Annotated in this window: 19 protein-coding genes and 3 pseudogenes; 10 read left to right on the top strand and 12 right to left on the bottom strand. The window is 61.7% G+C overall.

Annotated elements, in window-relative coordinates; translation table 11 throughout:
- The first annotated feature begins 130 nt into the window (after positions 1-130).
- On the top strand, positions 131-532 hold the full coding sequence (locus RA167_RS12975; RefSeq protein ID WP_076788015.1) for a GreA/GreB family elongation factor: 402 nt from the start codon (positions 131-133) through the stop codon (positions 530-532).
- A 130-nt stretch (positions 533-662) separates the two neighbouring features.
- Here RA167_RS12975 and RA167_RS12970 read toward each other — a convergent pair whose 3' ends face one another.
- The 10 genes from RA167_RS12970 to RA167_RS12925 all read right to left on the bottom strand — a co-directional run bounded on the left by RA167_RS12970 (position 663) and on the right by RA167_RS12925 (position 12046).
- Positions 663-1364 (bottom strand): ABC transporter ATP-binding protein, encoded by a 702-nt coding sequence (locus RA167_RS12970; RefSeq protein WP_076788604.1) that lies wholly within the window; start codon positions 1362-1364, stop codon positions 663-665.
- Complete coding sequence (gene livG, locus RA167_RS12965; protein ID WP_076788014.1) at positions 1364-2131, bottom strand: high-affinity branched-chain amino acid ABC transporter ATP-binding protein LivG; 768 nt, start codon at positions 2129-2131, stop codon at positions 1364-1366. The genes RA167_RS12970 and livG overlap by 1 nt, the downstream gene beginning before the upstream one ends.
- A complete protein-coding gene (locus tag RA167_RS12960) occupies positions 2128-3378 on the bottom strand; it encodes a high-affinity branched-chain amino acid ABC transporter permease LivM (RefSeq protein ID WP_370643033.1) in 1251 nt (416 codons plus the stop codon). The genes livG and RA167_RS12960 overlap by 4 nt, the downstream gene beginning before the upstream one ends.
- An 8-nt stretch (positions 3379-3386) precedes the next feature.
- Positions 3387-4313: a high-affinity branched-chain amino acid ABC transporter permease LivH gene (gene livH, locus RA167_RS12955; RefSeq protein WP_076788012.1), complete on the bottom strand. Its 927-nt coding sequence runs from the start codon at positions 4311-4313 to the stop codon at positions 3387-3389.
- Positions 4314-4462: 149 nt separating this feature from the next.
- Positions 4463-5575: a branched-chain amino acid ABC transporter substrate-binding protein gene (locus tag RA167_RS12950; RefSeq protein ID WP_076788011.1), complete on the bottom strand. Its 1113-nt coding sequence runs from the start codon at positions 5573-5575 to the stop codon at positions 4463-4465.
- Between the two features lie 552 nt (positions 5576-6127).
- Positions 6128-6397: an HU family DNA-binding protein gene (locus tag RA167_RS12945; RefSeq protein WP_076788010.1), complete on the bottom strand. Its 270-nt coding sequence runs from the start codon at positions 6395-6397 to the stop codon at positions 6128-6130.
- A 175-nt stretch (positions 6398-6572) separates the two neighbouring features.
- Positions 6573-7793, bottom strand: a complete 1221-nt coding sequence (boxA, locus tag RA167_RS12940) for a benzoyl-CoA 2,3-epoxidase subunit BoxA (protein WP_076788009.1) — start codon at positions 7791-7793, stop codon at positions 6573-6575.
- A gap of 22 nt (positions 7794-7815) precedes the next feature.
- Complete coding sequence (gene boxB / locus RA167_RS12935) at positions 7816-9243, bottom strand: benzoyl-CoA 2,3-epoxidase subunit BoxB (RefSeq protein ID WP_076788602.1); 1428 nt, start codon at positions 9241-9243, stop codon at positions 7816-7818.
- A 50-nt stretch (positions 9244-9293) separates the two neighbouring features.
- A complete protein-coding gene (gene boxC / locus RA167_RS12930) occupies positions 9294-10964 on the bottom strand; it encodes a 2,3-epoxybenzoyl-CoA dihydrolase (protein WP_076788008.1) in 1671 nt (556 codons plus the stop codon).
- A 116-nt stretch (positions 10965-11080) separates the two neighbouring features.
- Positions 11081-12046 (bottom strand): helix-turn-helix transcriptional regulator, encoded by a 966-nt coding sequence (locus tag RA167_RS12925; RefSeq protein WP_139337175.1) that lies wholly within the window; start codon positions 12044-12046, stop codon positions 11081-11083.
- Positions 12047-12227: 181 nt separating this feature from the next.
- Here RA167_RS12925 and RA167_RS12920 point away from each other — a divergent pair, with 181 nt between their 5' ends.
- The 3 genes from RA167_RS12920 to RA167_RS12910 all read left to right on the top strand — a co-directional run bounded on the left by RA167_RS12920 (position 12228) and on the right by RA167_RS12910 (position 15351).
- Positions 12228-12695, top strand: coding sequence for a DUF4863 family protein (locus RA167_RS12920; RefSeq protein WP_076788600.1), 468 nt, complete (start codon positions 12228-12230; stop codon positions 12693-12695).
- A gap of 99 nt (positions 12696-12794) precedes the next feature.
- Positions 12795-14399 (top strand): benzoate-CoA ligase family protein, encoded by a 1605-nt coding sequence (locus RA167_RS12915; protein WP_076788007.1) that lies wholly within the window; start codon positions 12795-12797, stop codon positions 14397-14399.
- Between the two features lie 7 nt (positions 14400-14406).
- Positions 14407-15351, top strand: coding sequence for an alpha/beta fold hydrolase (locus RA167_RS12910; RefSeq protein WP_083706112.1), 945 nt, complete (start codon positions 14407-14409; stop codon positions 15349-15351).
- On the opposite strand, the gene RA167_RS12905 is transcribed toward RA167_RS12910, so the two are convergent.
- Complete coding sequence (locus RA167_RS12905; RefSeq protein ID WP_076788006.1) at positions 15317-15787, bottom strand: Lrp/AsnC family transcriptional regulator; 471 nt, start codon at positions 15785-15787, stop codon at positions 15317-15319. The two genes, RA167_RS12910 and RA167_RS12905, sit on opposite strands and share 35 nt — an antisense overlap.
- 186 nt (positions 15788-15973) lie before the next feature.
- Between RA167_RS12905 and RA167_RS12900 the strand changes: the two genes are divergently transcribed.
- The 6 genes and pseudogenes from RA167_RS12900 to RA167_RS12875 form a co-directional block, all read left to right on the top strand.
- Positions 15974-17353 (top strand): amino acid permease, encoded by a 1380-nt coding sequence (locus RA167_RS12900; protein ID WP_076788005.1) that lies wholly within the window; start codon positions 15974-15976, stop codon positions 17351-17353.
- 31 nt (positions 17354-17384) lie between these two features.
- On the top strand, positions 17385-18581 hold the full coding sequence (locus RA167_RS12895; protein WP_076788004.1) for an amino acid aminotransferase: 1197 nt from the start codon (positions 17385-17387) through the stop codon (positions 18579-18581).
- Between the two features lie 6 nt (positions 18582-18587).
- Positions 18588-18882 (top strand): annotated as a pseudogene (locus RA167_RS12890) (hypothetical protein); the annotation flags it as partial.
- A gap of 291 nt (positions 18883-19173) precedes the next feature.
- Positions 19174-19823: pseudogene (locus RA167_RS12885) on the top strand (response regulator); the annotation flags it as partial.
- 3 nt (positions 19824-19826) lie between these two features.
- Positions 19827-21128, top strand: a complete 1302-nt coding sequence (locus RA167_RS12880; RefSeq protein ID WP_076788001.1) for an ATP-binding protein — start codon at positions 19827-19829, stop codon at positions 21126-21128.
- Between the two features lie 158 nt (positions 21129-21286).
- Positions 21287-22387, top strand: a pseudogene (locus tag RA167_RS12875) (IS3 family transposase); the annotation flags it as partial.
- 297 nt (positions 22388-22684) lie between these two features.
- Here RA167_RS12875 and RA167_RS12870 read toward each other — a convergent pair.
- A complete protein-coding gene (locus RA167_RS12870; protein WP_076788000.1) occupies positions 22685-23086 on the bottom strand; it encodes a hypothetical protein in 402 nt (133 codons plus the stop codon).
- Between the last annotated feature and the right edge of the window lie 18 nt (positions 23087-23104).

The following is a 23104-nucleotide window of genomic DNA, read 5'->3' as shown; positions in this document are numbered from 1 at the left end:
CCGATACATTGCTGCGGCACCGCTTTCATCGGCCCGGCACTCGCACTGAGCGGCCCCTGTTTCAGCCGCTGTCTGGGCGGGTACCGGGCGCCCCCAACTATTTAACTTTTCGTTGTGTTGGAGAAACGAGATGAAGACCTGCTATTTGACAGAAACCGACGTCGACCGACTCGAGCGCCATGCGGCACAAGCGAGCTCACAATCCGGCTACCAGGCGATGCTCGATGCCCTGCTCGAGCGCGCGGCCGTGGTCGAGGCCACCGACATCGACCCGAGCGTCGTCACGATGAATTCGACTGTGACGCTGTCGAATCCGTCGTCCGGCGAACACATGACGTGGACCGTCGTTTACCCACCAGACGCCGACTTCTCGCAAGGACGGTTGAACGTGTTCTCGCCGGTCGGCCTCGCGCTGCTCGGCGCGAGGCCGGGCGACGAATTGCGCGTAACGCCCCCTAGCGGGGCACCGCAAATGCTAAAGGTCGAGCAGATCGTGTTCCAGCCCGAGGCGGCTGGCGACTATCGGCTTTGACCACATGGCCGCACCGGTCTGGCGGCGTGGCCGTGCCACCGAGTGTGGCCATGCCGCCGGATGTGACCATGCCGTCAGATGTGGCCGTGCCGTCAGGTGTGACCGTGCCGTCGTCAGGCGCGCCGTGCGGTCAGCCGCCGAGATACGCGTTTTTGACGCGTTCGTTGACCAGCAGATTCGCGCCGGTATCGGCCAGTATCACGCGGCCGGTTTCCAATACGTAGCCGCGATCGGCCACCTGCAGTGCCTTGTTCGCGTTCTGCTCGACCAGAAACACCGTCACGCCCTCGTCGCGAATCGCGCGAATAATATTGAAGATCTGTGCGATCACCAGTGGCGCGAGCCCGAGCGTGGGCTCATCCAGTAACAGCAAGCGGGGCCGGCTCATTAGCGCGCGCCCGATAGCCAGCATTTGCTGCTCGCCACCCGACATCGTGCCCGCGCGCTGGTGCATGCGGCGCTCCAGTTGTGGAAAGAGCTTGTACACGTGCGCAAGCCCTGCGTCGATCTCATGCCGACTCGCGAAGAAGCCTCCCATCTTCAGATTTTCGAGGACGGTCAGGCTCGGAAACACGCGCCTTCCTTCTGGCGAAATCGCCAGTCCCATACGCATAATCTCGTGCGTGGGCAGTGCCGTGATATCCTGCCCATCGAACAGCACCCGTCCACTTGATGCCCGTGGCGTGCCGCATACGGTCATCATCAACGTTGTCTTACCCGCCCCGTTGCTACCGATCAGCGTGACGATCTCGCCGCGCCGGACCTCCAGCGACACCCCCGAGAGCGCCTCGATTGCACCGTAGTGCGTGTGCACCTGCTCCAGCCTGAGCATCACTCCTCTCCCAGATAGGCCTTGATCACGCGCTCGTCATTGCGCACTTCGTCCGGGCGGCCGGTCACGATCGGCCGGCCGTGCTCCATCACCAAAATGCGGTCCGACACGTTCATCACCAGCCCCATGTCGTGCTCAATGAGTAGGACCGCCACGCCGAATTCCCGGCGCAGCCCGTCTATCAGCTGTTGCAATTCGATCTTCTCTTGCGGGTTGAGCCCCGCAGCCGGCTCGTCGAGCATCAGCAAGCGCGGCCCGGTGATCATGCAGCGCGCAATCTCCAAGCGCCGCTGGTGACCGTACGACAGTGTGCCCGCAGCCCGGTTAGCCACCGCACTCAATCCCATGCGCTCGAGCCAGCGCGCCGCACGCGCTAGTGCATCGCGCTGCGCGCGCCGATATGCCGGCGTGGCCAGCAACCCGCGCAACAGTCCGCTTTGTGTCAACCGGTGCTGCGCGACTAGCAAGTTCTCGACCACCGTCAACGACTGGAACAGTCGGATGTTTTGGAACGTGCGCACCAGCCCACGTTGCGCAATGAGGTGACTGCTGAGCCCCGCGATCGATTCGCCATCCAGCGCGATCCGCCCGCTCGAGGGCCGATAGAATCCGCCCACACAATTGAACACCGTCGTCTTACCCGCGCCGTTCGGCCCGATGATCGCGAACACTTCCTCGCGCCGCACGTCGAACGCGACGCCATCGACCGCGAGCAGCCCGCCAAAGCGCATTTGCAGGCCCGATACTTCCAATAGCGCGGCGCTCATCGCGGCAACTCCACGTGTACGCGGCTAGCCGGCAACAATCCTTGAGGGCGCCACATCATCATCAGCACCATCACCAGGCCGAACAGCAGCATCCGGTATTCCGCCAGCCCACGGGCGAGCTCCGGAAGCACCGTCAGCACAATCGCGGCAAGGATCACGCCAAGTTGCGAGCCCATCCCGCCCAGCACCACGATCGCCAGGATCAGGGCGGACTCGATGAACGTGAACGACTCCGGATTAACCAGCCCTTGGCGCGCCGCGAAGAACGCACCGGCGAGCCCGGCGAACGACGCCCCGAGCGTAAAAGCCGACAGCTTGATGCGCGTGGGATTCAGCCCGAGCGAGCGGCATGCAATCTCGTCCTCACGCAGGGCTTCCCATGCCCGCCCCATCGGCATGCGGATCAGGCGGCTTGTCACGAACAGCGTGAGGCCCGCCAGCAGCAGCGCCAGTAGGTACAGAAAGATCACCATGTGCTCGCCGCGGTACGCCAGGCCCAGCACTTCATGAAAAGTGCGCGTGCCTTCCACGCTGGCGCTGCGCGCCATCTCTAAGCCGAACACGGTCGGCTTCGGCATACCGGAGATACCATCCGGACCACCGGTCAGGCTGGTCAAGTTATTGGCCAGCAACCGGATGATCTCGCCAAAGCCCAGCGTGACAATCGCTAGATAGTCACCGCGCAAGCGCAGCACTGGGAAGCCGAGCAGGAAGCCCATGATCGCCGATGCACCGACCGACAGCGGTAGACATTGCCAGAACGACAACCCGAAGTAGTGATTCAGCATCGCATACGTGTAGCCACCCACCGCGTAGAAGCCCACATAGCCCAGGTCGAGCAATCCCGCGAAGCCCACCACAATGTTCAGCCCGAGTCCCAGGATCACGTAGATGAGCGCCAGCGTAGCGATGTCTACCGCACCGCGCGAGCCGAAAAACGGCCAGACCAACCCCACGCCGAACAGCGCCCAGACCAGCCGCCGCTGGTGCCGTGCACTGAGCGGCGGCAACGTCGGCAGCCGCACGCCGTGCGTGGCGCGCGCGAGCAGCGGCTTGCACAGCTGGAACACGAATACCGCGCCCACCGCGAGCCACACCGGCCGCCAGTGAGGCTCAAGCACCACTTGATAGCCTTCAAGGCGCAGCCGCAGGCCCAGCACCGGCACCGTCAGCAATGCTGTGAGCAGCGCCGCAAGCGCGGCATGCTTGACCGTCTGCATGCCGACCGTCGTTTGATATGCGCCCATGGTCGTCCTCATACCTTTTCCACGTCGAGCCTACCCAACAAGCCAGTCGGCCGGAACAGCAGAATTAGCACTAACAGCCCGAAGGCCACCACATCCTTGTATTCGGCTGGCATGTAGCCCGATGCGAACGTCTCGGCCAGTCCCAGCAGCACGCCGCCAAGCATCGCGCCCGGAATGCTGCCAATGCCGCCGAGCACCGCCGCAGTAAACGCCTTAATGCCGGCCACGAACCCGATGTACGGATTCAGCTTGCCGATCGACAAGCCAATCAGCACGCCGCCCACCGCCGCGAGCATCGCCCCCAGCACGAACGTAAATGAAATGACCCGGTTCGTGTCGATGCCAAGCAAGTTCGCCATTTGCATGTCCTGCGCGCACGCGCGGCAGGCACGGCCCATTCTCGAGTGCCCAATGAATAACGTGAGTGCGATCATCAGCACGAGCGTCACGCCGACGATGACCAGGCGCGAGTACGGCAGTGTCACGTCGAAGCCGTCGCCGAACTGGAATTCGAGCGCGCCGGAGATGAGCACCGGCACCGACAGGTCGCGCGATCCCTGACCGACCTGCACGTAGTTCTGCAAAAAGATCGACATGCCGATCGCCGAGATCAACGGCACCAGCCGCGGTCCGCCGCGCAACGGGCGGTATGCGACGCGCTCGATTGCGTAGCCGTACGCGCCGGTCACCACCACCGACACCACTAGCGCCACGCCGAGTACGAGCAGCAGCGGATAACCTGCTTGCACGCCGATCGCCGTGAGCGCGACCAGCCCCACGTACGCGCCGATCATATAAATCTCGCCGTGCGCAAAGTTGATCATGCCGATGATGCCGTACACCATCGAATAGCCAATCGCGATCAGTGCATAGATTGCGCCCAGCGTCAAGCCGTTGACCAACTGCTGGGCGAATTGAGGAAAAAAGTCGTTCATGCGGGAGTCCCCGTGGGTGCCGGCACGGCATTGCCCCACATCGCGCCACGCATCAGACGCAGTGCGGCAGTGACACGTGCTAACGCGCAAGTATGCCGCTCGCAGAGCCGGCATGCAGCCGGTGTGGGCCCCGAGGCGGCGTAGGCGGATCAGTTCGCGACAGTCTTGCTCGCATCCTTGTGCCAGGTGTAGACCACGAACTTGAACGACTTCAAGTCGCCCTGCGCGTCATAGGCCACCTTGCCGATTGGCGTGCTGAACGTATGCTGGTGCAAGTACGCGGCCACCTTCGCCGGATCCGTCGACTTGCTTCCCGTGATCGCTTGGGCAATCACCTGCACCGCCGCGTAGGCGGGCATCTGAAACGGCCCGTTCGCGTCACGCTTCTTGTCCGCAAACGCCTTGACCAGTGCCGCGTTGGCCGGATCCGCCGTGAAGTCTGCCGGCAACGTCACCAGCATCCCTTCCGAGGCCGGCCCCGCAATCGCCGTCACGTCCTTGTTCCCCACCCCTTCCGGTCCCATGAACGTAGCCTTCACCCCCTGCTCGCGCGCCTGCCTCAACAACAGCCCCATCTCCGGGTGGTACCCGCCAAAGTACACGAAGTCCACCCCCTGCGACTTGAGTTTCGTGACGATCGCCGAGTAATCCGAATCACCCGCGTTCAGCCCCTCGAAAATCATCACTGGAATCTTGGCCACCTCCAGGCCCTTCTTCACCGACGTCGCGATCCCTTGCCCGTACGACTGCTTGTCGTGCAGCACCGCCACCTTCTTCGGCTTTACATGCCCGATGATGTACTGCGCCGCCACCGGCCCCTGCTGGTCGTCCCGCCCGATCGTGCGAAAAATGAAGTGCCGTTTCTTGCCCTCGGTCAGCTGCGGCGCCGTCGCCGACGGCGTCACCATCACGGTCCCCTCGTTCTCATAGATATCCGAGGCTGGAATCGTCGAACCCGAGCACACGTGCCCGATCACGTACTTAATGTGCTGGCTCACCACCTTGTTGGCCACCGCCACCGCCTGCTTCGGTTCACACGCGTCGTCCAGCAACACCGCCTCCAGCTTGTTGCCCCCGGCTCCTCCCGCCGCGTTGATCTGCTCAATCGCCGTCAGCGCGCCGGCCTTGACCATGTCGCCGTACTGCGCCACCGAACCGCTCATCGGTCCCGCAATGGCAATCTGCACCGTCTCCGCGTGCGCCGCCGCGCTTAGAGCAAAACAGGTAACCGCAAAGCAGATAGAGGAAAGACGTGACAGCATGTTCAGGGCGCTCCTCGATTGTAGGTATCAGTCATTCGGCAAACGAAATGACTTGCGCAATCGAACAATACCCGCAGCGGGACGCGATTGGCGTCCGTCGATGGGACTCGGGCCTGCGATGAAGACAGCTTGCGCGGGACCCGACGTGCGACCGCCTCCAAGTTGGAGGCCTAGGTTCGGAAAGACAACGTGCGTCTTGTATTGCGCAAGCGATTCGCCTGCCCCGCTCACCACGCTCGCGCACCGGAGGTTGTTCCAGCTGCGGCCGGCAAAGCTGGGGCAATTATAGGAGCGTTTTTCGGTTGTCAGGTAGAAAACCTTCGGAGAAAAGTTAGAATACTTGCCCCACGGACTTTCCCTCCCAGGGTGCGCGACGCGTGGCGCGATGCTCGCCTCGCGCCCGTGTTCGGAACACATGCTGGCACGATCGAATCGATCGATGAAACAGGGCGAACGTTGAGGAGCACGGTCAAATGGATCAACCTGTCCGGCCTGGGTCAGCAGCTGTTTTGACATCGAGCGCAGGTAGACATGCCTGCGCACGGCGCGGCGTCACGCGGCGTTCACCGCGTCCTTGAACGCCTTGCCGGGGATGAACTTGACGGTCTTGGCTGCGTCGATCTGCATTTGCGCCCCCGTTGCCGGATTGCGGCCGATACGCGCTGCCCGGGCGCCCGTGCCGAATCCGATCAATTGCACGGCTTCGCCGTTGACAACCGTCGTGGTCACGGTACCGATGATCGCACCTTGTCCATCCGACCTGGCACGACTGCGTGTAGAATCGAGCGCCGCACGTGCGACAGTGGCACCTCGGTTGGCCAGGAGGTCGGCGGTGCTCCCGCGGTGGTATCGCCGTTAATGAGCGACCGGTGCAAGGCACACGCGGCATCTACTGAGTCCACTCCCGCCATAGCGTCAGTCTGTTGCGTTCCGGATGCCGACACGCGCTCGGAGTCTCCTTCCATAACGCGCGCTAACGTAGCGCGGTCGCCGCCGATCAATAGATTTCCAAATGCAGGCGTCCTTCACGTCTGAGGTCGGCCCACACCCGCTGCCAATCCAATCCATGGCACTGTGCAATGTCCCTGAGCGCGAGCAGCACCCCTTCTTCCATTCCCTTCAGGCCGCACACATAGACATGGGTATTGCGGTCCGCCAGCCATGGCCCCACGTCGGCCGCTCTTTCGCGCAGGGCATCCTGCACGTACCGCTTCGGCCGTCCCGGCACGCGCGAGAATGCAAGGTCGGCATCGATGAAACCCTTGGGCAAATTCGTCAGTGGCCCGAAATAGGGCAACTCCTGCGGCGTGCGCGCGCCAAAGAACAGCATCAGCTGGCCGGCCGCACCGTCGCATTGATGTCGGCGGCGATATTCGGTCATCGCACGCATCGGCGCGGCGCCCGTGCCGGTGCAGATCATCAATAGGTGTGAACCGGGGTGGTTCGGCATCAGGAACGTACTGCCGAATGGACCGATCACCGCCACCCGGTCACCTTTGCGCAGATCGCACAAGTAATTCGAACACACGCCGCGGGTAGGGTTGCCATCGTGATCGCGCATCACGCGCTTGACCGTGAGCGATACATTGTTGCAGCCGCGTCGCTCTCCGTCGCGCGGATTGGCCAGCGAATATTGGCGCGCGTGGTACGGCCTGCCATTGGGCGCAGCGCCCGGCGGCACGACACCGATTGATTGGCCTTCGAGTATGGGGAAGAACGTCGTGCCAAAGTCCAGCACGATGTGATGGATGTCGCTGTCGGCAGTCTCGTCCGTCAAGCGATAGTTGCCCGCCACAACTGCCGTAGCGGGCGCCTCCTGTTTATATAAATTCACATGCGCTCTGGCCGCCGACCACGGCGGCACGCTGGCACCCCGCAGCACGTCGCTGCCGCTATCCGACAAATGTTCCAACCGGTGCGAAACGCTCGCGACGCTCACGCCGGCGCCCTGCTGGGCGATCGGCTGCTGAGACGGGAGTTCGTCCCAGGCAAACTGGGCGTCGATACTGTACGCATCGGCCTCGGACACCTGGCGCCAATTGTCGATCGCGCCGGTCGGACACGGCGGCACACACGCCATGCAGCCATTGCAGACCTGCGCCTTCACGACATAGTTGTTCGCATCGTGCGTGATCGCATCATTCGGGCACGTCTCCTCGCACGTATTGCAACGGATGCAAATCTGCGGATCGATCAAGTGTTGATTCAACATAGCCATCGGCGCCGGCGCATTTCAGCGGTCAATTAAACCTGACATATTCGAAGTCGATGGGCTGCCGGTTGATGCCCATCACCGGCGGCGCGATCCAGTTTGCGAACCGGCCCGGCTCGACCACGCGGCCCATCAGCGAGGCCACGAACGCGCGATCCTCCGGCGTCGGCAGCCAACTCGCCTCGTTGGCCGTCCATTCGGCTTCGTCGATCACCCGACCGTCCGGCGACACGCGCATGCCGGCAAACGCGCCGATTTTGCGGTTGAATGCCTTGTGCGGCACGCTCAGTCTCGACTCGATGCCCGCCTTCTCCAACACCTTGTTCCAACGGTTAACGCCGGCCATCGAGTCTTTGATATAGTCGTCACGCAGCACTTCGTTTATCGCGTTGAGCATCGGCACCTCGCGCTCGACCAGTTGAGCGTCGTGCACGTCGAGTAGCCGGTAGTGCTGTGTATCGAGCCGATGATCGTCATCCCGCTTGCTTTCCTCAAAACGCCCCTTCAAACCTAATGAGTAGAACGCCGCGGCATTGGATGATTGGTCTGCGCCGAATAGGTCGATGGTCACCGAGTAATGGAAGTTCAGATAGCGCTGGATTGTCGGCAAGTCGATCACGCCCGCCGCCCGCAGTGCACTCACATCGTCTGTACGCAGCGTGTTCATGACCTGAGCGGTACGCTGGATCACCCGCGACACGCCAGACTCGCCGACGAACATATGGTGCGCCTCCTCCGTCAGCATGAAGCGGGTCGTGCGGGCCAGCGGATCGAAGCCCGATTCGGCCAACGCCGACAGTTGAAACTTGCCGTCGCGATCGGTGAAGTACGTGAACATGAAAAACGCCAGCCAGTCCGGCGTGCGTTCGTTGAACGCGCTAAGGATGCGAGGATTATTTTCGTCGCCGGAGCGGCGCTCCAGCAGCGCCCCCGCTTCCTCGCGGCCGTCGCGACCGAAATAGCGGTGTAGCAGGTACACCATCGCCCACAGGTGCCGGCCTTCCTCGACGTTGACCTGAAACAGGTTACGCAAATCGTACAGCGATGGCGCGGTTAGCCCGAGGTGCCGCTGCTGCTCGACCGACGCGGGCTCGGTATCGCCCTGCGTGACGATAATGCGCCGCAGGTGCGCGCGATGCTCGCCGGGCACGTCCTGCCACGCCGCCTCGCCGCGGTGCTCGCCGAAGTGGATCTTACGGTCGGGCTCGCCAGGCGCCAAAAAGATGCCCCACCGGTAATCTGGCATTCTGACATAGTCGAAATGGGCCCAACCGCCGGGCTCGACGCTCACCGCGGTGCGTAGGTAGACGTTGTCGAGTTGACTACCGTATGGCCCCATGTCATTCCACCACGACAAGAAATTCGGTTGCCACTGCTCGAGCGCACGCTGCAACACGCGGTCATCGGCCAGGTTGACGTTGTTGGGGATCTTGTCGCTGTAGTTGATCGAAGACATGATCGATTCCTTGATCACAAAACGTTGCATGCATGCGCCAGCAACTCGCCTCAAACGCGGGCGACGTCGAACTGAGGCTTGGCGCCCTTACCATAGGCCTTCAACGCACCTTTGTCGCCGGCCGCGTTCGGGCGATTGAAAATCCAGTTCTGCCATGCACTAAGGCGTCCGAAGATCCGCGACTCCATCGTTTCGGGCCCGTTAAAGCGCAGGTTGGCCTCCAGGCCGGTCAACGCATCCGGCGACATCGCGGCGCGTTCCTCGAGTGCGATGCGGATCTCATCGGGCCAGTCCAGGTCGTCAGGCGCGGCGGTGACTAGACCCAGTCGTTCTGCCTCCAGCGGATCGACCGGCATACCGATCTTGTCGCGCAGCGCCTCGAACAACGCGTCGTCGCCGTAGAAGCGCCGCGCCAGCCGCGGCTGCCGCGTGACCATGGGGTACAGGCCGAAATTGGCCTCAGACAGCACGATCGCCGGCTGCTGCGACGGGTTGTCCGGCAGCGCCTGCATGTAGGAGCGGTCCGCCGCGAACGCGAGTTCGGCGAGTATGCCGACAAAGCATGACCCGGATTCAATTAGCGCGAACAACGATCGCGATGACACGTCGATGCGCGCCAGCGCGCGACGCAGCAAGCCAATCGTCTCGCGCACGAACCAGTGATCGCGATGGCTCACGAGTGCGGCATCGACGTCGAGCACAGCCCGCGCATCGCCCGATGTCCTTAGAATCCACGTGCCAATCTCGCCTTCGTTCGTGCGCAGCGACAGAATCGCATCATCCAATTCGCGGCCGAACCGCAGCGGCCACCAGTTGGCCCCGGCCGCAACGATTGCATCAATGTCCGCGGGCTGCGGCCCACACGGCGCCTTCGCGGTCAACGTCGCGATGCGCGCGGCCCGGTCCAGCGTGACCGCGAGCGTCTGGTACGCGATGCCGTTGTCGCGGGTGCTGCGCTCGATCGGGGTCAACGCGACGCCCCGCGCGTCGCAGGGACGATCGCTTTGTGCCGCCAGTTCAAGCGCGCGCGCCTGGACTGCCTGTGCAAACTGGCTAGGCTTGACCACCTCGTCGACCAACCGCCATTGTTTCGCGCGCTCGCCTCGAATGCCCTCCACCACAGTGCAGAACAAATCAGCCCGGTCGTGTCTGACCTTGCGCTTGTCGGTCAGCCGCGTGAGGCCACCGGTGCCAGGCAGCACGCCAAGCAGCGGTACCTCCGGCAACGCGACAGACGATGACCGGTCATCAACAAGCCAGATCTCATCGCAAGCCATCGCTAGCTCGTAGCCACCACCGGCGCACGCACCATTCACGGCGGCCAAAAACTTCAGCCCCGAATGGCGCGATGCATCCTCAATGCCGTTGCGGGTTTCATTGGTGAACTTGCAGAAGTTGACCTTCCACGCATGCGATGACATGCCGAGCATGAAAATGTTCGCGCCGGAGCTAAACACCCGCTCTTTGCTGCTCGTGAGCACGACGGCGCGTACCTCGGGGTGCTCGAAGCGGATACGCTGCAATGCATCGTGCAGCTCGATGTCCACGCCCAGGTCGTAGGAATTGAGCTTGAGCTTATAGCCGCTGCGAATGCCACCCTCCTCATCCACATCGAGCGCCAGCGTCGCCACTGGACCGTCGAAGCACAGCTTCCAGTGCTTGTAGCGCGACGGATCGGTACGAAAGTCGACGGGAACAGCAACGGGTTCCAGCGAGGCCATAGGCGTCTCCGAACAAGGCAGCACACAATTGTTTTTTTGAATTATATTGCACAACAACATCAATTCAAAGACGAAAAATGAATTCTATTTCATATTTCCATTTATTATTCAGCTGCTTACGATTCATAATCCGCCGATAGCCGTACGGCCAGCCGATCGCGCAACTGCAAATAAGCATCGGCCAACGTCTTGTCGTTGGTATCGAAGCTCAGGTCGGCCCGGCCGTACAGCTCACCGCGCCCCGCCAGAATCCGCTTTAAATCTTCCATGGCTTCGCTGCTGCCCGACATTGGGCGCAGATCACCTTGGGCGATGACGCGACGCATATGCTCATCCGGACTAGCCTGCAGCCATACCGTGAAGCAATGCGCGAGCAGCACGTTGAACGTGGCCGGCTCTGACACAAGGCCGCCCGTTGTCGCGATCACCACGCGCGGATGTTCGGCGATCACCGCCTCCAGTGCGCGATGCTCGTAGCGCCGATACGCGTTAGCGCCATATAGCGAGTGAATGTCGGACGGGGAGCCCCCGGCTAACTGTTCGATCACCCGGCTTAGCTCGATAAACGGCACCTTGCGCTCTTGCGCCAGCATCCGGCCAAGCGTGGACTTGCCGGCGCCTCGCAAGCCGATCAGCGCGAGCCTATGGTTCCGGTCGGGGTCGCGCCGCACCTGCTCGAACAAGTCAGCGAGCGCCACGCGTGCGCGCTGCAATGACGCCGGATCACGCCCGTGCAGCAACTGGCGAATCAACAGCCATTCGGCCGACGATGTGGTCTCGTCGCCAATCACTTCCGCGAGCGGACAGTTCAAAGCCAGCGCGATCTGGCGCAGCACCAGCACCGAAGCGTTACCGACGCCGGACTCTAAATTCGCTAGATGCCGCTCTGACAAGCCGGTTTCAGCCGCCAGACTCTTGCGCGTCATCCCGCGGCGCGCCCGCAGCAACCGCACCCGCTCGCCCATGGCAGTTAGAAACGGATCGCGCGAATCACGTCCGGCGCCCGAACCGTCGTTGGCCGGCAACTCGGGACCGCGCTCAACGGACGCATCGGCAAGCCGCGATGTATCACTGTGCTTCATCTTCAGCCACGTTTGTCACTCTGTCACTTTATATGCACTATATTGCTTGACAATGGCATGCTCAACGACTAATTTCATCGCCATCGCACTGAATGATAACCGTGGCCAGCCACCGGCATCGCATCACGGCGGCATACCAATGCCGCTGACCGACGCCCGCAACGCTATCCCGGAGACCCGCATGTCGCCACAAGACTTTCACCGCATGATCGCGCGTGTAACGGAACCGTTGGCCGGACGTGAACTTGACGGCGCGCTGGCTGACTGGCTCAATGCCCGCTGGTCGCCGCAGAGCGCCGAATACCGCGAGCTGGCGCAAGCCTGTCAGGCCGGCGTCGCACAGGGTTGGATGTGCAACCGCGAACACGCAGGCATCCGTTATGGCCGAATTTTCGAACCCGACGCCAGCACTAGCGGCTTTTCCGTCGATGTCGTCGACATGGCCGATGTGGCCGGCCCACATCACATCCATCCGCACGGCGAGATCGACCTGATCATGCCGATTACGCCGAACGCAACATTTGACGGCCACGCTGCCGGTTGGTGCGTCTACGGTCCCGGCAGCGAGCATCGGCCAACGGTCTCGAACGGCCGCGCGCTGGTGATGTATCTGCTGCCCCACGGCGCAATCGAATTCTCCCCCGCCTGATTGGCACACCAGGCTGCACGGCATGCTCGGCGGCCCACCGCTCGCGCGCCTGCGCGTTGGCGTGTCATGGCCCTCTTTCGCGTCATTGTCGGAGGAAAAATGCAAGCCTTAAGAGAGTCCCACGCTGGCGCGACGATCTCGGCCAGCTCGCCGCCGGCCCAGTTCAACTTCGCCACGCATCTATTCGATCTGAATCGCCAGCGCGCGCAGCGATTGGCCTACATCGACGACGCCGGTACACTAACTTATGGGGCGCTACAGGAGCATGCACGCCGCTTCGCGAGCGTCATGCGCGCGCGGGGAGTGCGGCCGGAAGAGCGGATCCTGCTGGTGATGCTGGACACCGTCGAGTTGCCGGTCGCGTTCCTCGGCGCGCTTTATGCTGGGGTAGTACCGGTCATTGCCAACACGCTGCTCGGCCCAGGCGAATACGCGTACATGATCGAGCACAGCCGCGCCCGCGTCGTCATGGCTTCCGCGTCGCTGCTGCCCGTTGTCCTGCCGGCACTGGATCAGGCACAGGCCGATTCGTGTGAGCTGATTGTCAGTGGCGTCGACCACAGTGCGATGCCAGCATCCCGCGATGATGCTGCGCCCGTGTTGCAACACTTGCTGGACACCGCGATGCCCATGGCCGAGTCGATCCGCAGTAGCCGCGACGACATCGCGTTCTGGCTCTATTCGTCCGGTTCGACCGGCAAGCCGAAGGGTACCGTGCATACCCACGCCAACCTGTACTGGACCGCGGAACTGTATGGCAAGTCGGTGCTAGCCATCAACGAGCATGACATCGTATTCTCGGCGGCCAAGCTGTTTTTTGCCTACGGATTGGGTAACGCGCTGACATTTCCACTCTCGGTCGGCGCGACCACCGTGTTGATGGCTGAACGCCCCAACGCAAACGCGGTGTTCGCACGACTCGTGCGGCATCGCGTCACGATTTTCTATGGCGTGCCCACGCTGTACGCGAACATGCTTGCCTGCCCGCGCTTACCCGCGCGCGAGCAGGTGGCGCTGCGCATCTGCACGTCCGCCGGCGAAACGCTGCCCAAGGCGATTGGCGAGCGATTCAGCGCGCACTTCGGCTGCGAGATCCTGGATGGCATCGGCTCAACGGAAATGCTGCATATTTTCCTGTCGAATCGGCCGGGCGACGTCGAATATGGCACCACCGGCACGCCGGTGCCCGGCTACGAGGTCGAACTACGCGACGAAACTGGCGCGCCCGTCGCGGACGGCGAGATCGGCGACCTGTTTATCAAGGGCCCCAGCGCGGCGCTGATGTACTGGTGTAACCGCGAGAAATCCCGTACAACGTTCCTCGGCGATTGGTTACGCAGCGGCGACAAATTCCGCCGTCAGTCCAACGGCCGCTATGTGTACGCGGGCCGTAGCGACGACATGCTCAAGGTCAGCGGCCAGTACGTCTCGCCCGTCGAAATCGAGATGTCGCTGGTGTATCACGACGCGGTGCTGGAGGCCGCCGTCGTCGGCGTCGAGCACGACGGTTTGTTGAAGACGCGCGCGTTCATCGTGCTCAAGGCTCACGTGAGTGCCTCGGATGCGTTGGCCAACAAGATCCGGGCATTCGTCAAGCAACGGCTCGCACCGCACAAGTCTCCGCGCGAAATCGTGTTCGTCGACGAGTTGCCGAAGACCGCAACAGGTAAAATCCAACGCTTCAAGCTGCGAGCACGAACCTGAGGTCTCCATGCATCATTGCGCAAGTTCCGCAAAAGCGCACACCGCCGAAGCCAGCACACCAGGCCAAGTCACCGCCGATGGTGGACTAACGACGCTGCCCGCCGGCGCGACGCACGGCGCGCTGCAGATCGAGTATCGTTGGCTGAACCGCACGCGCTACGACGCACCGATCGCGGTATTCTTGCATGAGGGACTGGGCAGCGTGGCGATGTGGAAGGACTGGCCACAAACGCTGTGCGACGCGCTCGGTTGGCGCGCACTGGTCTATTCGCGGCCCGGCTACGGACGTTCCACGCCGCGCGAGCCGGGCGTTAAGTGGCCCGTGCAGTTCATGCACGAGCAGGCTTACGACGTGCTGCCGTCACTGCTCGATGCGCTAGGCATCGACGCGGACGCGCGAGCGCGGATGTGGCTTATTGGGCACAGCGACGGTGGCTCAATCGCGTTGCTGTACGCCAGCGCGTTTCCTAACGCGCTGGCCGGTGTGGTCGTCATCGCGCCGCACGTGATGGTTGAGCAGGTATCGGTGGACAGCATCGCGCAAATGAAGATTGACTACGAGTGCAAGAGCCTGCGCGACAAGCTTGCGCGCTACCACGACGATGTCAATTCCGCATTCTACGGCTGGAACGACATCTGGCTGGATCCGGCGTTCCGTAACTGGAACATCACCGGCGTGCTACCGCGCATCCAATGCCACCTGCTGGCGATCCAAGGCTACGCCGACAAGTACGGCACGATGGCGCAAATCGATATGATCCAGCACAATGTCCGTCACGCGCGGCTGGCCAAGCTGCCCTCCTGCGGCCATTCGCCGCATCGAGACGCGCCGGCCAAACTCAATCGGGTGATCGCGGATTTTGTTTGCGCCGCCACAAGCTTGAGCGGACCACCACGGCCGCCTTGCTGCGCCACGCTCACAGCTCGAGCGGCAACGCACTCGTGCACTTGATCTCGTCCAAACATACACTTGAGCGCACTTTGCTCACGCCCGGGATCTGCAGCGTATCGAGTAGAAACGCCGACAACGCCTTTAAGTCCCGCGCCACGACCTTCAATACGTAGTCGATGTCCCCTGTTACCGAGAAGCACTCTTGTATCTGCGCCAGTTCGGCAACCAGTTCGCGAAACCGCGCCATGTTGTGGATATGTCCGCGCTCCATCGTCACATGGATAAACGCGACAACGCCAATGCCCAGTTGCGGTGCATTGAGGCGGGCCTCGTACCGTTTGATCAAGCCGAGTTCCTCCAGGCGCCGATGGCGGCGCAGCGTCTGCGCCGGCGACAGCCGTATCGCCTCAGCCAGTTCCAAGTTTGAAGCACGCGCCTGTTCCTGTAGTACGGTTAATAACCGGCGGTCTGTACGATCGAGCTTGAGTACCTGCACTTGGCTTTCCCGTTCGCTGCAAAACACAAAACTTTATAGCATAAGCAAGGGTTTGCCCCGGCGGAGTGCACAATACTATTTCCCGGCACACTCGATAAACTCAGCCTGTACTCAAGGGCCGTGCGGCCGGCCGGCAACCCCCATCGACGCGGCACCGCGTCTCATTCCACAAGAATAGAGGGAAACATGGCAGTAGCAGACAATACAGATACCGCGCTCAAGCGTGGATTGAAAAACAGGCATATCCAGTTAATTGCGCTAGGCGGCGCCATCGGCACCGGTTTGTTCCTGGGCATCGCGCAGACGATCCAAATGGCGGGACCGTCAGTATTGCTAGGCTACACATTGGCCGGCGGCATCGCTTTTTTGATCATGCGGCAGCTCGGCGAGATGGTGGTCGACGAGCCGGTCGCCGGCTCGTTCAGTTACTTCGCCGACCAGTACTGTGGCCGCTTCGCAGGCTTCCTGTCCGGTTGGAACTACTGGGTACTGTACATTCTCGTGGGCATGGCCGAGTTGTCGGCGGTCGGCATCTATATCCAATATTGGTGGCCCGGCGTGCCGACGTGGGCCTCAGCGCTGGCGTTCTTCGTGCTAATCAACGCGATCAACCTGGGCAGCGTAAAATCATACGGCGAGGTGGAATTCTGGTTCTCGATCGTCAAGGTGGCCGCGATCGCCGGCATGATCGTATTCGGCGCCTACTTGCTGTTGTCCGGCTCGGCGGGCCCGCAAGCGAGCATTGCCAACCTGTGGCAACACGGTGGTTTTTTCCCGAACGGCGCCAATGGTCTGGCAATGTCGATGGCGGTGATCATGTTCTCGTTTGGCGGCCTAGAGTTGGTCGGCATCACGGCTGCCGAGGCCGACGATCCGCACAACAGTATCCCGCGCGCCACCAACCAGGTCGTCTACCGAATCCTGATTTTCTATGTCGGCGCGCTCGCCGTGCTGCTGTCGCTCTATCCATGGCAGAATGTCGCCAGCGGCGGCAGCCCGTTCGTGATGATCTTCCACGCGATGAACAGCAACGTGGTGGCCACCGTGCTCAACGCCGTGGTACTAACCGCCGCGCTGTCAGTTTATAACAGCGGGGTCTACAGCAACAGTCGGATGCTGTACTCGCTCGCTCGGCAACGCAACGCGCCGCGCGCGCTCGGCACGGTGAACCGGCGCGGCGTGCCGGTCGCCGCCCTCGCGGTATCGGCGGCGATCACCGGCGTGTGCGTGGTCATCAATTATGTGATGCCGGCCCGGGCGTTTGAACTGTTGATGGGATTGGTGGTATCAGCGCTGCTGATCAACTGGGCCATGATTAGCATCATCCACCTGCGTTTTCGGCAGCACAAGCGCAGGACTGGCCAAACGAGCCACTTCGCCAGCGTCGGCCATCCGTTCACGAACTATCTGTGCCTGACGTTCCTTGCTGCGATCCTGGTCGTGATGTACTGCACGCCGACGTTGCGCCTGTCAGTCTACCTGATTCCTGCCTGGCTGGCGGTGTTGGCGATAAGCTATCGCTTTCGCCGGCCCGGTGCGCCGTTGGCGATATCCGGGGACCTCTAGGCGATAACGTCTTACCTTTTCAGGCTATTCCATGTTCGAACACGTCGAAGCGTTTCCCGGTGATCCAATCCTGTCGCTCAACGAGGATTTCCAAGTCGATCCTCGAGCCGACAAAGTGAATCTGAGCATCGGCATCTATTTCGACGCGCACGGCAAGCTGCCAGTGATGGCTGCTGTGCGCGATGCGGAGCATGCGCTGGCCGGCGAGATCGGACCCCGTCCCTACCTGCCAATGTCGGGACTGCCTGCCTATCGCGACGCAGTACAGCAGCTGGTGTTCGGCAACGCATGCGGCGCGCGCGCCGATCGGCGCATCGCGACGCTGCAGACGCTGGGCGGCTCGGGTGCGTTGAAGGTCGGCGCAGACTTCCTGCAACGCACCTTCCCCGACGCGCAGGTGTGGATCAGCGACCCCAGTTGGGAAAACCACCGCGTGGTATTCGAACGCGCCGGCTTCACGGTGAACACCTACCCGTACTACGATGGCGCCACCGGCGGCTTGCGCTTTGACGCGATGCTCGATGCGTTGCGCGCGATTCCGAAGCGCCACATCGTGCTACTGCACGCGTGCTGCCATAACCCGACCGGAGTCGACCTGGACCGCGACCAATGGCGCGAGGTCATCTCGCTCATCGAGCAAAACGAGCTGTTGCCGTTCGTCGACATGGCGTACCAGGGTTTCGGCACAGATCTGGACGATGACGCCTTCGCGGTGCGAGAGCTGGCCGCGCGCGGCCTATCGTGCCTGGTCGCGAACTCGTTTTCAAAGAACTTCTCGCTGTATGGCGAACGCTGCGGCGGCCTGAGCGTCGTGTGCCAATCCGCTGACGAGGCAACGCGCGTACTCGGGCAGCTGACCGGCGCAGTACGAGCTAACTACAGTAACCCGCCGACCTACGGCGCTAAGGTGGTCCACAAGGTGCTCTGCACGCCAGCGCTACGCGCGTCGTGGCAGTCCGAGCTAGCGTCGATGTGCAAGCGCATTGCCGCGATGCGTCGTGCAATCCACCAGCGGTTGCAGGGCCGTGTCGTCGACGATACATTGTCACGCTATATCCAACAGCGCGGTATGTTCACCTATACCGGGCTGAGCGCCGCGCAGGTGGACCGGCTGCGCACCGAGCACGGCGTATATCTGGTTCGCTCCGGGAGAATGTGCGTCGCGGGCCTGAACGAGCAGAACGTCGGCATGGTCGCCGACGCCATCGCGAGCGTGCTGCGCGCGTGACGGCTGTTCTTCCTGTCGCCGCAATTGGCGCGCTTCAGCGCGCACCACCCCGACATCTCAATCGACCTGCTGCCAGTGCCGCATCTCGTGAGCCTGTCCAAGCGCGAGGCCGATCTGGCGATCATGCCTGTGCTAGCAGATGAAGTATTCGTCACGCGTCGCTTCTGGCTATGCTGCCGCAAGGATTTGCGCAAGCTACGCCGCATCACGTCCCTGTGGAACTTACCTGCGCGCGGTCGCCGACGCCAACCACGCGTTTCTGATAGGCGACAACGCCCAGATGGTGTACGTGCCGGCGTGAAACGGTGAATAGCCTACACCGCCGCCGGCCATGATCGTATAAGTGTTTCGGCATGAGCCGGTAGCACGACAGGCAGCGTGGCCAGCGGTAACGTCAGGGAAAGCAGACGTTTGTACGCGAGTCAGAAAAAAGGTTGTGGTGGAAACAATAATCTAAGACCGCCGACTTCACCTCTATTCTCAAGTTGTGCAGATTTGTGTCCAAGTTTAACTGGTTGTCCTGGGTTGTCTGCGCACTATCCATGGCACCGCTAGGCCGGATAGAATCGGCTAGTGCGACACAAAAAAGACCATGGAAGACGTACTGCTTAAACATAATGTCCTGCTAAGTGAGGATGACGACCCGCTCGCGCAGTGGGTGCGCGAGATCCTCGACAGCGACAAATTCTTGGTCCATGGGGTCCGGCGCGGGAACGTCGCGCTAGATGCACTGCGCGAGCACCATCTCGCGCTGATGATCCCGGACCTGATGCTGCCAAATCTGAACGACATGGCCGTGTGCCGCTGCATCCGCAAGCTGCTCAGCTTGCCGGCGCTGGTCCTGACCGCACGCGTGGACCTCGACGCTCAGGTCGCCGGCCTGCAGACCGGCGCAAACGACTACAGGGTCAAGCCCATCGAGCTGCGGCTGCTGATCGCGCGGGCGCGAGCACGAGCGCTGCTGTGCCGGATGCATCCGGCGCCGGCGGCAGTTGGCGCCCCGCCGGTCGGCGACGCGCTGAAATCCGACAAACTCGTGATCTCGCCGCCGAACCGCAAGGTCACATGGCGCGGCAACATTCTGAAAGCACTGCGCGGTATCGAATTCGGCGCACTGGACCGTTCCGTCAGTTCCAGTATCTCACCACTCAAGCGACGCTTCGCAGACGCTACGTCAGCGCCGTGCAAGCTCAAGACCATCTGGGACGCGGCTACCTATTCAGCCCGTTTGCGTGGGAGGAGTCAATGCTTCGTTCGCTGATCCGTCTGTACTTGGCCATCATCGTCGTCGCGGGCGCTGCCATCACATTGGTCAACGTGTCGTTCGTTCGTATTTTTCACGAGCGCGCCAGCGAGCAGGCGCGCAATTCGCTGACCACTTACGCGTTCGTGCTGACCGACTTTCTCAAGCGGCACGCCGGCGATCAGCGCACCGCGGCGCTACGCGAGTTGAGCAAGCATGGCAACGAGGGCCTCAGCTTCATGACATGGCATGACGTCGAGCGGTTGCTCGAGGCGCGGCAGTCGAGCGAGCTACGTGCCGGCAAGATCGCGCTGAGCATGGGTACCAAGCATGACGACATGCCAATGCCAGACGGCATGGTTGTGCACGCCAGTCCGGAGGAGCCGACCCATCTGGACCTCCAGATCTACGCATACGGATTTATCGCGTTCGCCACGCTGCTGGCCGTCTGGACATGGATTCATTACCACTGGCGCGATCTACACAAGCTCGAGGCCGCCGTCCGTGCATTCGGCGCAGGCAAACTGTCCACGCGGGCCCAGGTATCCAGCAAATCCAACATCTATGCGCTGTCGCGGCAATTCAACGAGATGGCCGAGCAGATCGAGGCCTCGATCCTGCAACAGCGTGACATGATGTACGGTATTTCGCACGAACTGAAGACGCCGCTGGCCAGGCTCAAGTTTGGGCTGGCACTGCTTGCATCGCCGGACTCGCCTGAGCGCCAGCGCGAGCGCCACGACGCGCTGCACGCCGACGTGCGGGAACTCGATGATTTGATTACCGAATTGCTAACGCTATGCCGTCTTGAGCAGCTGGCGCCGCATAAGACGCCGACGTGCGTGGCGGTCGACGAACTGCTCTACAGCGTCGCCGGCAGCGTCGCGCATGACGTCGGCGACCGAGGGCTGACGCTATCGGTATCGATGCAGGGCTCGCCACAACGATACGTATGTGACCCAAAGCTGGTTGCCCGCGCGTTATTGAACCTAGTCCGCAACGGCCTGCGCTATGCAAACAGCAACATCACGCTGAGCGCGACGACTGACGCGCATGGCGCGCTGCAGCTTGTTGTTGAGGACGACGGCCCGGGCATCCCCGTTGAAGATCGGCAACGGGTATTCGAGCCGTTCTACCAGCCGCATTCCAGCCGCGACCTGCAAACCAGCGGCTTCGGCTTGGGACTGGCGATCGTGCGACGCATCGCGCTGCTGCACGGCGGCCGCGTATGGCTCGAACAGGGTGCGCTCGGCGGCGCGCGCTTTGTCATGACGTTGCCTGCGCTGCCGGGTGAAGAACCCTAACAATCGCCGGCGGAGCGAGCACCCGCCGCTGCGTGAAGCGGCCTTCGGTGAACTGCCCCAGTTTTAGACCGGTCTGCAGCTAGAGTCCGAGGTTTGTAGTGGTCTAATGAAACCGGACACTGATCTAGGCGAAAATGCTCGCCATGAAGAGGTGTCTGATGAAGAAGCAGCGACGTACGTTTTCCCCGGAATTCAAACAGCAAGCCGCCTGTCTGGTGCTCGAGCAGGGCTATAGCCATATGGAGGCGAGCCGTTCGGTGGGCGTTGGCGAGACGGTACTGCGTCGCTGGGTGCACCAGCTTCAGCAGGAACGTCAGGGCATCACGCCGCAAGGCAAGGCGATCACGCCAGATCAGCAACGCATTAAAGAACTCGAGGCGCGTATAGAACGCCTCGAACGTGAGAAGGCCATTTTAAAAAAGGCTACGGTAGGTTCAACTGATGGAGTTGCAACGACCGGTTGAACCTACCACCGCGCTCTTGATGTCGGAAGGCATCGAACGTACGAAGTAATTGATCGGATCTGCGGGAGCGAATCGGTCGAACTGATCTGCTCGGTATTAGGCGTATCGCGCTCCTGTCTGTATGCGTACCGGGATCGTGCCAAACACGTTGATGCCCAACGCATGGCGTTGCGTAGCCGAGTTCACGAGCTGTTCGTCCAGAGTCGCAGTTCTGCCGGCAGCCGCAGCATCATGAGCATGATGCGGGAGGAAGGCACAGCGATTGGCCGTTTCAAGGTCAGTCGCTTGATGGAGGAGCTGGGACTGATCTGCAAGCAGCCTGGTGGCCATGCGTACAGGCAAGCGACGGTTGAGCGGATCGATATTCCGAACCATCTCAACCGTCAGTTCGAGGCTGATGCGCCGAATCAGGTTTGGTGCGGTGACATCACGTATGTCTGGGCGCAAGGCCGTTGGCATTATCTGGCGGCGGTGCTCGACCTGTTCACGCGGCGGGTTGTTGGCTGGGCGTTCTCGACGCGTCCAGATGCCGACTTAGTCGTGCAGGCGTTGGAAATGGCCTATGAGCAGCGTGGCCGAGCGCAAGGATTGTTGTTCCACTCGGATCAGGGCGGTCAGTATACCAGCCGGAAATTGCGTCAGCGGCTGTGGCGCTATCGGATAAAGCAGAGCATGAGCCGTCGCGGAAATGGTTGGGACAATTCGCCGATGGAGAGGTTGTTGCGCAGCTTTAAGACAGAATGGCTGTCACCAATGGGTTACATGTCGGCACAGGACATCGAGATCGACTTTTCATTGCCGTCGGAGTGGGCGTGCGCTACGACAGATCATCGGTTGGCGTGGCCGGCCGTGAGCGATACGCGGTGACGATGACCCAAGTACCTAAGCGCTGCGATCGCCGAATGGGTCCGGCAGTATGGCATCTGGCTCGACTATATGCAGCCCGGCAATCCCTAGCAGAATGCGTATGTCGAGCGATTCAAGCGGGCCTTGCGGTACGCATGGCTATTCCAGATCTGCACCATGGATTGACCCTACGATGACGCAATAGCCTCATTGCGTCATCGTAGGGCCAATCCCACAACCCACTCGTCATGAAGAGGAGGAGGTGGGTGGCACTGTGGGGGTATCCGGCTGTGGAGTGGTGCCGGGGTACTTGCTCGTGGTTTGATCGGCTTGGCTCATGACCGAGGAGGCCGTGTTCACCGTTGTAGCCGGGTCGTTGTTGGCCGTGTTTTGTTGTGCAGCAGCCTGTCCCAAGGTTTGAGTCAATGTGCTGACAAAATTTAACATGACTTGAGCTTGGGGTAAGGTCTCACGCACAATTTTGGGATCCTGTGATCCTGGTGGTGTAAACGGCTTCGATGGGTCATGCGGTGGTACGGTGATGGACTCAGCGGGCGTATTCGGGATGTAGCCGTCGACGCCATTTCCCGCGACGGTCCCTGTTTGGGAGACGCTTTGGGCGGTTTGAAAAATATTTTCAAAGACCATGATAATTACCTCGTTTAT

The sequence above is a fragment of the Mycetohabitans endofungorum genome (assembly GCF_037477895.1).
In the GTDB taxonomy this organism is placed as follows: Bacteria; Pseudomonadota; Gammaproteobacteria; order Burkholderiales; family Burkholderiaceae; genus Mycetohabitans.
The sequence above is the reverse complement of the archived record's forward strand: the minus strand, read 5'-3'. Positions and strand labels throughout refer to the sequence as shown.